Annotated in this window: 12 protein-coding genes; 3 read left to right on the forward strand and 9 right to left on the reverse strand. The window is 63.9% G+C overall.

The genetic code is table 11. The features are described 5' to 3' along the window. Window positions 1–26 precede the first annotated feature (26 nt). Window positions 27–872, reverse strand: a complete 846-nt coding sequence (locus ACUY2Y_RS10310) for a hypothetical protein (protein WP_448326251.1) — start codon at window positions 870–872, stop codon at window positions 27–29. A 211-nt stretch (window positions 873–1083) separates the two neighbouring features. Between ACUY2Y_RS10310 and ACUY2Y_RS10315 the strand changes: the two genes are divergently transcribed. The 3 genes from ACUY2Y_RS10315 to ACUY2Y_RS10325 all read left to right on the forward strand — a co-directional run bounded on the left by ACUY2Y_RS10315 (window position 1084) and on the right by ACUY2Y_RS10325 (window position 4205). After that, window positions 1084–2547, forward strand: a complete 1464-nt coding sequence (locus ACUY2Y_RS10315; RefSeq protein WP_448326252.1) for an AI-2E family transporter — start codon at window positions 1084–1086, stop codon at window positions 2545–2547. Between the two features lie 72 nt (window positions 2548–2619). Further along, complete coding sequence (locus ACUY2Y_RS10320) at window positions 2620–3150, forward strand: type 1 glutamine amidotransferase domain-containing protein (RefSeq protein WP_448326253.1); 531 nt, start codon at window positions 2620–2622, stop codon at window positions 3148–3150. Further along, complete coding sequence (locus ACUY2Y_RS10325) at window positions 3147–4205, forward strand: lipoate--protein ligase family protein (protein ID WP_448326255.1); 1059 nt, start codon at window positions 3147–3149, stop codon at window positions 4203–4205. Before ACUY2Y_RS10320 ends, ACUY2Y_RS10325 begins: the two co-directional genes overlap by 4 nt. A gap of 19 nt (window positions 4206–4224) precedes the next feature. Here ACUY2Y_RS10325 and ACUY2Y_RS10330 read toward each other — a convergent pair whose 3' ends face one another. From ACUY2Y_RS10330 to ACUY2Y_RS10365, 8 genes are all read right to left on the reverse strand, one after another. Then, window positions 4225–4902: a GOLPH3/VPS74 family protein gene (locus ACUY2Y_RS10330; RefSeq protein ID WP_448326257.1), complete on the reverse strand. Its 678-nt coding sequence runs from the start codon at window positions 4900–4902 to the stop codon at window positions 4225–4227. Between the two features lie 71 nt (window positions 4903–4973). Next, window positions 4974–5924, reverse strand: a complete 951-nt coding sequence (locus ACUY2Y_RS10335) for a sulfite exporter TauE/SafE family protein (protein ID WP_448326294.1) — start codon at window positions 5922–5924, stop codon at window positions 4974–4976. An 11-nt stretch (window positions 5925–5935) separates the two neighbouring features. Next, complete coding sequence (locus ACUY2Y_RS10340) at window positions 5936–6631, reverse strand: sirohydrochlorin chelatase (protein ID WP_448326259.1); 696 nt, start codon at window positions 6629–6631, stop codon at window positions 5936–5938. A 4-nt stretch (window positions 6632–6635) separates the two neighbouring features. Beyond that, on the reverse strand, window positions 6636–7961 hold the full coding sequence (locus tag ACUY2Y_RS10345; protein ID WP_448326261.1) for a sulfate adenylyltransferase subunit 1: 1326 nt from the start codon (window positions 7959–7961) through the stop codon (window positions 6636–6638). After that, the gene (gene cysD / locus ACUY2Y_RS10350) at window positions 7961–8875 is read right to left on the reverse strand and encodes a sulfate adenylyltransferase subunit CysD (RefSeq protein WP_210573979.1); all 915 of its coding nucleotides are present in this window, start codon (window positions 8873–8875) and stop codon (window positions 7961–7963) included. Before cysD ends, ACUY2Y_RS10345 begins: the two co-directional genes overlap by 1 nt. A 41-nt stretch (window positions 8876–8916) precedes the next feature. Further along, complete coding sequence (locus ACUY2Y_RS10355; RefSeq protein WP_448326263.1) at window positions 8917–9696, reverse strand: phosphoadenylyl-sulfate reductase; 780 nt, start codon at window positions 9694–9696, stop codon at window positions 8917–8919. Next, entirely contained in the window at window positions 9696–9953 is a 258-nt protein-coding gene (locus ACUY2Y_RS10360) for a hypothetical protein (RefSeq protein WP_448326265.1), read from the reverse strand. Before ACUY2Y_RS10360 ends, ACUY2Y_RS10355 begins: the two co-directional genes overlap by 1 nt. Next, window positions 9950–11683, reverse strand: a complete 1734-nt coding sequence (locus ACUY2Y_RS10365) for a nitrite/sulfite reductase (RefSeq protein WP_448326267.1) — start codon at window positions 11681–11683, stop codon at window positions 9950–9952. Before ACUY2Y_RS10365 ends, ACUY2Y_RS10360 begins: the two co-directional genes overlap by 4 nt. Window positions 11684–12498: the final 815 nt, after the last annotated feature.

Consider the following 12498-nt stretch of genomic DNA (forward strand, 5'->3'; position numbering starts at 1 on the left):
GATGGCAACCCCGCTCCGGGCGCGAACTAGCGGATCACGCCGGCATTCTTCCAGAAGTTAGTGAAGAAGTCGTTGACCAGGGGGCCGACAGCGACGGCGATCAGGCCGAGCAGGGCCAGGCCGCCAAGCACACCGCCGGCGACGACACCGACGAACTGGTCGGTGTCCAGGCTGGAACCTTCCTTGATCTTGCCGGTCGAAGACTGCCTCTTCTCGCAGGACTCGAGGGCCTTTTCGTAGCTCTTAATGGTCGGCTGAATACGGGGACCGAGCTTGTTCAGGGCTTCGCCAGCCATGTCAGCCGCGTCGCTGATCTTGAGGCTGCCGCTGATAATGCCCCACAGGCCCGGCGCGACAAGATCACCAGTCTTGACCGCGCCAGCCCCCTTCATCTCCCCGGCTTCCGCAGGAGTGATCTTCAGGGTCTGATCCTCGAGAATCGGCTTGCGCGACTGACGCAGGTAAGTGCCGGCCATGTGGTACGGGCCAGAGTTCTTGCTGATATCCAACGTCGCAAGCTTCCGCTGGGCGTCGCCGACATCTTTCCCGTTGTACTTGGTGCCCAGGTGCCAGGCCAGCGGGTCTTTGTCCGGGTTTTCCTTCGCCCACGGGTACCAGACATCCGCGGAGGCACGGTCCTTCAGACGGTCGGCAGAAAGGTCCGCCATCGTTTCAAAAAGCAGCTGGTATGCACCGTTGATATTCTCCTGCTCCTTGGCAGTGAATTCAAGCGTGCACATCCCTTCGCTGTTCCCGGCTTCCTCGTGGGTCTGGTAGGTGTTCTCCCACGCATTCGCAGGAACAGCGACGCTCGCGCTGACCGCGGCGGTAAGGGCAACAGTGACAGTGGCACGACGCAGGAAACGAGACATGGCGGACAGTTCCTTTCGGTAGCAAACCTTTATTTGAAAAGCATGCTACGCAACGGCCATTGTTTTTTCAGGGAAATCAAAAATTTCTGCCCAGAATTTTCAACCTGGCCTCCCGCAGCCGCACTCCGCGCAGCCCACACTCCCTGCGGAACCGCATAATGACTGCTTAGCAGTGTTGTGTTTCGCGCCATCTCTGGCAGAATGCTTGTTCGTGACTGAACACAATCCCGCGCGCAACGCGCAGACTGACGGGGCGAGAGATTTCGCCACCACCCTCCTCGATTCAGTGGAGGCGCCCGCTACGGAGCCGACGGCAGCGCAAGTAGCGCAGGAGCTTTCCGACGAGCCCATCGACCGTGGCCGAGTCATCGCCTCCGACGGGCGAGCTGCAGCCGCCTGGGCGCTGCGCTTCATTGTCGTCGTGATTGCCACGGCAATCCTGTTCAAGCTGATCGGCTTTGTCTGGGTGGGTGTCCTGCCGACCCTGCTGGCGCTGATCTTCTGCACTGTCCTGTGGCCGCCGGTGCGTTGGCTGCGCAACCACAAGGTGCCTTCGGCACTAGCGGTCTTTTTGGTGTTGTTCGGCTTCTTCGGCATCATCGGCGGCATCTTCGCCGCGATGGCCCCGACTATCAAGACCCAGTCGGTGGAGCTCTACCACCAGGCTGAGCAGGGCATCAGGCAGATCTTGGATTGGTTGGAAAATTCCGCACCGTTCGACGTGGACACCACTCAGATCGAGCAGGCGATCAACCAGGCGGGCGAATTCGTCCGCGGCCAGGCCTCCAATATCGCTTCTGGTGTGGTGACGGGCATCGGCGCGGCGGCGTCGATCGGCACGACACTCGCCCTGATGCTCGTGCTGTCCTTCTTCTTCCTCAAGGACGGCGACAGCTTCCTGCCGTGGCTGCGCAAGTACACCGGCGTGAAGGTCGGCTGGCATCTGACTGAGGTGCTCATGCGCTCCTGGAACACCCTGGCAGGCTTCATCCGCACGCAGGCGATCGTGTCCCTGGTGGACGCCGTCTTCATCGGTCTCGGCCTGCTCATTCTCGGTGTGCCGCTCGCACCGGTGCTGGCTGTGATCACGTTCTTCGGTGGCTTCATCCCGATTATCGGTGCGTTCACCGCTGGCGCCCTCGCCGTGATCATCGCGCTGGTGTCCGGCGGCCTGACCAAGGCGCTACTGGTGCTCGGCCTGGTCATCCTGGTCCAGCAGATCGAGGGCAATGTTCTCCAGCCGATCCTGCAGTCCCGTTCGATGGGTCTGCACGCCGCGATCGTCCTGCTCGCGGTCGCAGTGGGCGGCACCCTGTTCGGCATTGTCGGTGCTTTCCTCGCGGTTCCGGTCGCTGCGGTCGCCGCTGTGTGGCTGCGCTACTGGGCAGAGATGGTCTCCCTGCGCACCGGCGAGATCACGGCCGACGATATTCAGATCGCCACGCAGCAGAGTCAGACTTTGGATTCACGCGAGGCGTACCTCGCCGTGCGCGACCACATGCGCTCCCTCGGCCGCCGCAAGGGCCAGGACCAGCTCGACGAGGAAGCCGGCAAGCTCGGTTCCACGAAGGTCCCGCGCGTCACGCGCGTGGGCAAGGACAGCCAGGAGGACACGTCCGCGCCGGGCGAGTCCCGCGCTATCGACGAGGAAGACCTCGAGAAGAAGCAGGACTAACCCACCAGGACTAGTTAGCCCTGAGCGAACGCCAGCCCACCGGCTGGCGTTTTTTCTTTACCCTGGGGCGTCATGAGCAACCAAGCACTTGAGAACAAGAAGATCGCGATCCTGGCCACCGACGGTTTCGAGGATTCTGAGCTGACGAGCCCGCGCGACGCCGTCGCCGAGGCAGGCGCCACCACCGTCGTCATCTCCACGGAAAGCGGCGAGATCGAGGGCAAGAAGGGCGAGAAGGTCACCGTTGACCAGACGACGGCGGAGGCCAACGCCGCAGATTTCGATGCTCTGATTCTCCCCGGCGGCACCAGCAACGCCGACCACATCCGCACCGACGAGGCGGCAGTCGCGTTCGTGCGCGAGCTCACCCAGGCAGGCAAGCCGGTCGGCGTGATCTGCCACGGCGGCTGGATCCTCACCGACGCAGATGCCCTCAAGGGTGTCACCATGACGTCCTACCCCTCCCTAAAGACTGACCTGTCCAATGCGGGTGCGACGTGGGTGGACGAAGAGGTGCGCGTCGATAAGCGAATTGTTTCTTCGCGCACCCCGGATGACCTGCCGTCATTCAACGCCGCGATCGTCGAGGAGTTCGCGAAGTGAAGCACCACTTTGAAGTAAAGGTCTCCGGCGGAAAGCTCGTCGTCGCGGATATCACCGACGACGGCGCGACGATCACCGACGCCAAGATTTCGGGCGATTTCTTCCTCGAGCCGGAGGAGGCGTACGACGCGATCAACGGCGCACTCGTCGGCGCGTCCGTCACGGAATCAGCCGACGACCTGCAGAAGCGTATCGACGACGCGTTAGCACCCCTCCCCGATGTCTCCCTCCACGGATTCTCCACCCGGGATGTCGCTATCACCTCGCGACGCGCGCTTCTCGACGCCAAAGACCTCACCGACTATGACTGGACCGTCATCCACTCCCCCGTTCTGCCGACCCCGGTGAATGTCGCTTTGGACCAGTACCTCCTCGACGAAGTCGCCGCCGGCCGCAAGGGCCCGATCCTGCGCTTCTGGGAGTGGGAGGACAAGGCCGTCGTCTTCGGCTCCTACCAGTCCTTCCAGAATGAGCTGGACCCGGAGGGCATTGAGAAGCACGGCATCGTGCCCGTGCGCCGCATCTCCGGCGGCGGTGCGATGTTCATGGAGGGCGGCAACTGCGTCACGTACTCCATGTACCTGCCCGACGACGTCGTCGCAGGCCTGAGCTACGTGGACAGCTACCAGTACCTGGACACCTGGGTGCTCGCCGGTCTGCAGTCACTCGGTGTGAATGCCTGGTACGTGCCCATCAACGACATCACCTCCGACGGCGGCAAGATCGGCGGTGCCGCCCAGAAGCGTGTCCAGGGCGCGATCCTGCACCACACGACCATGAGCTACGACATCAACGCCGACAAGATGATGGAAGTGCTGCGCGTGGGCAAGGTGAAGCTCGCCGACAAGGGCGTGCGCTCCGCCAAGAAGCGTGTCGACCCGCTCCGCCGCCAGACCGGTGTCTCCCGCCAGGAGGTCATCGAGACGCTGATGAACACCTTCGTCTCCCGCTACCCGGCCGAAGTCGGCGAGCTCACCGACGCGGACATCGCCGCTGCCGAGAAGCTTGTCGACGAGAAGTTCAGCACCGACGCCTGGACCCACCGCGTGCCGTAGCCAGCTCCGATCCCGGCCGCTAGCTGGACGCGGCCTCTTCCTCGACGGCAGCGGCCCGCGCGACCGCGGCGAGGACGATATTGATCTCCTTGGCGTGGTCGAAGGTCGCGCCCTCGAGCACCGCCCGGTCGATATCGCGCACCCGGACGCGCACGTCATTGAAGGGCACGCCCTGGATCTCGTCGAGGAAGACGCGGCGCAGCTCACCGGTGTTCTTCAGCAGCAGGATCACCATGGCCTCTTCGGGGCGCGGCTCCGCATGGCCGTGGAAGATATCGCGGTAACGGTCGCGCATGGCGGCCTCGATGGTCTCGTCCTTTTCCGGGAAGCGAGTCCACTTCAAGCCGAGGAAGCTTGCGCGCTCCTGGTCGAGCACGCCTTCCTCGATGAGGCGCTGCGCGAGCGCTTCCTTGTCGGCGAACTTACGGGAATTCAACGCCGAGTAGACTGTCTGGCCGTCTTTGGCCTCTAAGCGGGACACGCCGTGAGCCAAGGCCGGGTGAGATGCCGCACGCTTCGCTGCGCCCGCCGCGGCGACCGCGGTGGGAGATTTGCCGTCCTCGATCGTGGCCAAACCAGTGGCGACAAGATCGCACAGCAGCGCGCCGTTGAGGGCGATGCGCTGGTGGCTCACTCCGATCTCAAAACGGTCAGACTTGTTCGAGAGCAGGAGAAACAGTGCTTCACTAACGAGCATGGCGAGTGTCTTTCAGCTAGCGGATGAATGTGGCCTAGTTTAACCCCCACCCGCTGGCTTCCGCGCTTCAGCTAGCGCCGGGCAGTGACCGAGGTGGACTGTGGCGCAGTCGCTGCGCCGCCGGATGGACTGGCCCCCTCCTTTTCGGCGGCGGCGCGTGAATTCTCTCGGGCGCGCTTCCAGCCGCGGATGGCCAGGACGACACCAGCAACGATGACGACGACGCGGACGGCGACCAGGATGGAGGCGCCGGCGCCGAGGGCCTTGAACACGACTGGCAGATTGAGCGTGACGATCAAGGTGCCCACGATGCCGCCGAGCAGGATCGGGTTAAGGCGGGTGACCAGCCAAGCGGCCAGCGGTGCAGCGATGACTCCGCCGATGAGCAGGGCGACAACTGCAGCTAGGTTGGCCACGAGGTCTTCCCACATCCCGATGGCAAAGCCGGCGGTCGCGGCGGTGGTGACGAAGAACTCGGCGGTGGTCACGGTACCGACGATGCGGCGCGGTTCGCTGCGGCCGGCGGACAGCAGGGTCGAGGTTGTCACCGGGCCCCAACCGCCACCGCCAGTGGCGTCGACGAAGCCGCCGAAGATACCCAGCACCCCGAGGAACGGCTTCGAGTGCGGTTTTTCAGCGACTTTGCGGCGCACAATGCCACGGGAGAAACGCCACACCAGGTTGATGCCGATCGCGGCGAGAATGAGGGACATGATCGGCTTGGCGGCTTCCGTCGATAGGTTCGACAGGACGGTCGCGCCCGCGAACGCACCGATTGCACCCGGTATGCCGATCGCGGCGACCACCCGCCAATCCACGTTGCCGAATCGCCAGTGGCTCAAGCCAGAGACCAGGGTCGTTCCCAGCTCAGCGGTGTGCACCACGGCGGACGCCTGCGCGGGGCCGAGGCTGGCGAGCATGATCAACATGGTGGTGGAGGTGACGCCGAATCCCATGCCGAGGCCACCGTCGACAAGCTGGCCTGCGAGACCCGCGACTGCAATGAGAATGAGTGTGACCATGCGATTCATGCTTAGACCTTTGCGTGTGAGAGGGATTGCGCCGCCAGGTAGCGCGCGGCGACGATGTGCGCGAGATCCGCGCCTAACGGTGCGGAGATGGTCCCGGGCCACATTCGGCACACCCGGTCCAGCAGCAACCCCCTCGTGACAAATAGCGGTAATAAATGAGCGTTTTCATCCGCGACGGCCGCAATTCCGTCCGCGCCGACGAGCCCACCGTGACCAGTCGCAGGAACGGTAGTCACGGACATGCCAGTGAGCTTTTCGACGTCCCGTCCCAGCTCAATCGTCTTCCCCGCCGCCTTTTCATTGGAGGTGCCGACGGGGTAGAGGATGATGTGGGAGGCGCGGGGGGCGTCGATAAGCGCGCGTGCCGCGAGCACAGCCGCGACGTCGCGTCCCTGACCAAGTCCTGCGGCCGGAATGAGTTCGAGCCCTGTTTCGGCGGTCGCTTCGGCAATCGCCTCGGGCACGTCATGGGTGGCGTGGAAAGCCTTGGTGAACAGCGTGGGCACGACCACGGCGCGGGTGTGTCCGCGCTCGGCGAGCACGCGTGCGGCCGCCGTGAGGTCGGGGGCGTCGAACTCGAGGTGAGCGTCGATTCCCGTCACCCCCAGCTGGCGCGCCGCTGCCTGCGTGAGCTCGCTGACTCCCAGCTTCGCACCTGGGTGGCGCGAGCCGTGCGAGAGCGTGATCAATGCCGTCATGCTGTTACCTCAATCGCGTTCCCACGAGTCCCGCGGCGAGCGTGTTTCCGCTGGCCTGGTCGATGAGCAGGAAATTGCCCACGGCTCCGCGCGCGGCGTACTCCTCGACGGGCAGCTCCTGCGCCGTCTGGATGGTCACGTGCGCGATGTCGTTGAGGCCGAAGGATTCCGGCGACGTCTCGTCGGAGTTGGTCTCCGGAGTGCCGTCAATGTCCAGGACGCGGTCGACGCTGGCCACGCGTGCGCGCACGAGCGAGGTGCCGTAGCGCAGCTTCACAGCCTTGCCTGCCGTGACGTCCTTGTCGGTAAGTCCCACGACCGTGCCTTCGAATTCGCGGACGAATTCCGGGTATGCGTTTTCCCCTTGTGCGGCACCGCACAGCAGGTCGCCGCGGGCCAGGTCGATGTCGTCGGCCAGGCGCAGTGCGATCGAGTCGCCCGCGTCCGCGGTGGTCGCGCCGTCGAGACCGTCGGCGGTGTCGATGTGCGTGACCGTGGTCGTCTTTCCGTTCGGCGCGGTGACGGTGTCGCCGACGCTGACTGTGCCGGCATTGACCGTGCCGGCATATGCGCGGTAGTCGGTGGCGTGCTCGCGCAGGACGTACTGGATATTGAAGCGGAACGGCAGATCCAGCGCGCGGCCGGAGTGCACCGGAATGGTCTCCAGCAGCTCGAGCACGCTCGGACCTCCGTACCACGGAGTCTCGCTAGAGCGCTCCGCGACGTTGTCGCCCTTCAGCGCCGAGATCGGCACAGCGTGCGGCTCAGCGATGCCCAGTGCGGCAGCGCGCTGCTCGAATTCGGCGCGGATGCCCGCGAAGACATCCTCCGAGTAGTCCACCAGGTCGATCTTGTTCACGGCCAGGATCACCGTCTTCACACCGAGCAAGCTCGCCACGGTGAGGTGGCGGACGGTCTGGGGCTTGATGCCGTTGCGGGCGTCGACAAGCAAAACGACGACCTGCGAGGTGGACATGCCCGTGACCGTGTTGCGCGTGTACTGCTCGTGGCCCGGGGTGTCCGCGAGGATGAACGTGCGCTTGTCGGTGGCGAAATAGCGGTAAGCGACGTCGATGGTGATGCCCTGCTCGCGCTCGGCACGCAGGCCGTCGACCAGCAGCGACAGGTCGAGCCCCTCGAAACCGCGGTCGGCGGACGTGCGCTCGACGCTGGCCATCTGGTCAGCCAGCACCGACTTCGTGTCGTGCAGCAGGCGGCCGACGAAGGTGGACTTGCCATCGTCGACGGAGCCGGCGGTGCACAGGCGCAGCGTGGCGCGGTCCGCGAGCACGTCGCTCGCGGCGGGAGAAGAGATTGTGGGTGCGCTCATCAGAAGTAGCCCTCCTTCTTGCGGTCCTCCATGGCGGACTCGGACAGACGGTCGTCGGCGCGGGTGGCGCCGCGCTCGGTCAAGGTGGAGGTGGCCAGCTCGGCGAGCACCTCGTCGATGGTGGTGGCGTCGGATTCGACGGCGCCGGTGCAAGACATGTCGCCCACGGTGCGGTAGCGCACGCGGCGGGTCTCGATCTTTTCGCCCTCGCGCGGACCGCCCCAGTCACCGGCGGTCAGCCACATGCCGTCGCGGTTGAATACCTCGCGGTCGTGCGCGAAGTAGATGGCGGGCAGTTCGATATTGCGCGCGCCGATGTACTCCCACACGTCCGACTCAGTCCAGTTGGAGATGGGGAACACGCGGACATTCTCACCCGGTAGCTTCTCGCCGTTGTACAGATCCCACAGCTCGGGGCGCTGGCGGCGCGGGTCCCAGCCGCCGAAGGAATCGCGGACGGAGAAGACACGCTCCTTGGCGCGGGCGCGCTCCTCGTCGCGGCGGGCGCCGCCCAAAACGGCGTCGTAGCCGACCTCGGCGATGGTCTCCACCAGCGGGACGGTCTGCAGCGGGTTGCGGGTGCCGTCGGGGCGCTCCACGAGGTCACCGCGGTCAATCCAGTCCTGGACATGGGCGACGCGCAGGCGTGCGCCGGTCTTTTCCACCAGGTCATCGCGGAAGGAGATGACCTCCGGGAAATTGTGCCCCGTGTCCACGTGCAAAAGCTCGATCGGCGGCGTGGCCGGCGCAAAAGCGCGGCGAACCAGCTCGTAGACCACACACGAGTCCTTGCCGGAGGAGAAAAGCAAGCCAATCTTGTCGAACTGGCCCGCTACCTCGCGGATGATGTGGATGGACTCGTTCTCTAAGTCCCGCAGATGCGGGGAGAGTACCTGTTCCTTGGTCGTCGTCATATCAGTCGTAGCCTCTGTCTTTTTCTTTAGCTCTGTCTCGCTCATTCGTGGAGCCCGCATTCCGTCTTGGAGCTGAACGCCCACCGCCCGGCGCGGGGGTCTTCACCCTCGGCGACCGGCATCGTGCAGGTGGAGCAGCCGATCGACGGGTAGCCCTGCTTCGTCAGGGGGTGAATGATGAGCTGCTTGCGGTCGATATAGTCGTCGGTGTCATCCAGCGACCACGTGATCAGCGGGGAGATCTTCAGCCGTCCCGTCGCATCGAGCGACAGCGCGGGGGCTTCAGCGCGCGTCGGGCCGTCGGCACGGCGCAGGCCAGTCACCCAACCGGCGTACGGCGACAAACTCACAGCCAGCGGCTCGACCTTGCGCATGCGGCAGCACGCCGTCGGGTTCGTGCGGTACAGCGCGCGGCCATAAATACGGTTCTGCTCCTCGCGCGACAGGATCGCTTTCGCGCGCACGAGCTTCTGGTCCGGGTAGCGCTCCTCCACCTTGTCGGCCACCTCGAGGGTCTCGTCGAAGTGGTACTCGGTGTCGAGGAAGAGGAAATCAGCCTCGGGCAGAAAATCCTTCGCAAGTTCCGCTAGCACCGTGTTCTCCATGCTCAGCGTCACTGCGAGCTTCCCTGGGGCGTATGTGTGGGCCCATTCGAGAATCTCTTGCGCGGAGGCGTTGTAGAGGTCGTCGGCCCAGTCGTCGACAAGCTTCGCGTTGGTGGCCGCAATGTCCGCATCCAGCGGCTCCGTCTCCTTCGGCCCCTCCGGACTGATCTCGGGGTCGCGCACATTCGCGCTCGGCCGATTCAAAAAGTCGACCATTATTTCTCCTTCCTCAACACCGCGTCGTGCCCGTGGTGCGCGAGCGAAACCTGGAGGGCTTCCTCCGTGGATTTCGCCGGCGCCGGGGCGTGTTCCGGGGCGTCTTGCCCGTAGAACTTCACCTCGAAGATACGGAGGCATTCGGTGCATTTCCACGCGAAATCACTCGTTTCGTCAGGAAACAGCCCCTCGCCCGCGCAATACGGGCAGTGTGCTGGAAAATTGCGGTTCGCGTTCGGTTCGCGCCGAAATCTCACTTCAGGTCCTCCTCGTCGGCGCGCAGCACCCAGTCGCGGAAAATCTCGCCCTCATTTCGCTTACCGACGAAATTTCCCACCACCCTGCTCACGTATTCCCCCAATTCGGACGAGAGCACCTTGTGACCGCGGATCTTGCGGCCGAAATTGGCCTCCTGGTTGCCGTCGGGAGTCTCGCGCGTCACCGTTCCGCCCAGGTGAACCTGGAAACCTTCGACCTTATTGCCGTTGCCGTCATCGACCATCTGGCCCTTGAAGCCCATGTCGGAGACCTGCGTGCGGGCACACGAGTTCGGGCAGCCGTTGAGCGTGATGGTGATGGGGGAATCGATGTCACCGAAGCGGTCCTCGAGCTCGTCGACAAGCTCGATGCCCCTCGCCTTCGTCGTGGTGTGCGCGAGCTTGCAGTATTCCAGGCCCGTGCACGTGAGCATGCCGCGGCGGAATTCACTAGGGGCGGAGTACAGCCCCATCTCCTGCAGGTCATCCGCTAGTTCTTCTGCTTTTTCTGGATCAACATCCAGAAAAAGGATCTCCTTGAACGGCGTCAGCCGCAGACGCGTCAGCCCGTACGACTCCGCCACATCAGCGATCGCAATGAGCTGCTCGCCCGTCAGGTGCCCCATCGTGGGCTTCACACCCAGGTAGACCTTGCCGTCAATTTGCTCGTGCACGCCCACGTGATCGCGGTCGATGACATTCATCGGCGCGCGCGGGCCGTCGGGAAGCTTGTAGCCCAAGTACTCGTCCTCGAGCACCTGGCGGAACTTATCGACGCCCCACTGCGCCACCAAGAACTTGAGCCTCGCCCGATTCCGCAGCCGGCGGTAACCGTAATCCCTGAAGATGCGCACCACCGCAGCCCAGACTTCCGGCACCTCGTCCAACGTGACGAACACGCCGAGCGACTTCGCCAGCATCGGGTTCGTCGATAAGCCACCCCCGACGAAAAGCTCGAAACCGGGCCCCAACTCCGGGTGCTCCACGCCGATGAACGCGACGTCATTGATCTCGTGGATCACGTCTTGGCGCGCATTGCCCGAGATCGCCGTCTTGAATTTGCGCGGCAGATTCTGGAATTCCTCGCGCAGCACGTATTCGTTCTTGATCTTTTCGATCGCCGGCGTCGCGTCGATGATCTCGTCCTTTGCCACGCCCGCTACCGGCGAACCCATGATCACGCGCGGCACGTCGCCGCACGCGTCCCACGTGTTCAGCCCGACGGACTCGAGCTTCTCCCAGATCGCCGGCACATCCTCGATGCCGACCCAGTGCAGCTGGATATTCTGGCGGTCCGTCAAGTCTGCCGTGGAACGGCAGTAGTCGCGGGAGATCTCCCCCACCGCGCGCGCCTGGTCCGTGGAGCACTGCCCGCCGTCGAAACGCACGCGCGCCATGAAGAATTCGTCCTGCAGCTCAAGATTGTCCTTGCCCGTGTGCTCGCCGCCCAAGTTTTGCTTGCGCTGCGTGTACAGACCCAACCACTTGAAACGCGGGTAGAGATCCTCATTCGGAATCGACGCGAAGCCCTGCTTCGAGTACGTGTCGATCACCCGCTGCTTCACCTCCAGCACCGACTCAACCTGCTTCAACTCCTCATCATGATTGAGCGGGGTTCTGCCGTCGACCTTCCACTGGCCCTCCGGCTTCGGCGTGCGGGCCGGGCGCTTGCGCGCTGGACTTGCGCCACTCCCATTCCTGGCGTTCGCAGTCTTCGTGGTGGCTGCCATGCTGCCTCCTCCTGGTCGTCCTCACGGCACCGTACAAAGCCCCGGGAGCGGAGCCTGTTCGCGAACCGATCTGTCTATCTGGCACCGTGGCCGTAATCACTGTGACGAACGCTACATATACCACTCAGTCTAAACCAGTGCAGCAACCCCATTTCCATCACTGGGCTGCGAAATGTATTGAATGTAAATCTCAGCAAAACCTTGATCATCGACCCGCAGTGATTACCCTTACAGACCAAGCGGTCTACCTGTTTTTGGTCGCCCCCACACCACCGAACCCAAGAGAAGGAGAGCACAATGACCCACGATGACGCCGTCAACGCAGCCCACCATGTAGCCGTCATCGGCCACGGACCCGCAGCCATTGAAACCTCAGACCTTCTCATCTGCATGGGCGACCACTTCGTCGACCTTTTCAGCTCAGCCCCCGCACCGACCTGCCTGATCCGCTTCGGCTCGACACACCGCGCCCCCACCACGGGCACCAACCTCGTCCCCCGCCTACGCCTATTCGGAAACGTCCAGGTCGGCTCGGCTGCCACCGCCATCAGCGTCGGCGAACTGACCCGCTATTACGACACCGTGATCACTCGGAGTCTGTCATGCCCCGCGTGTTCTTCTACCAGCTGCCGGTGGAGGATTACGACAATGCGAAGAAGCGTTACGCGGACCGCACGACCGGCCCGGACGACCGCTGGCAAGCTTAACCACCCAGCAAAGAGCTCCCCACCCATCACGCGGGCGGGGAGCTCTTCTCGTCTCAGTTGTTCTTAACGGCGGAACATCATGTTGACGTAGTTGTACAGGTACTGATC

The sequence above is a fragment of the Corynebacterium sp. 20-84 genome (assembly GCF_053479455.1).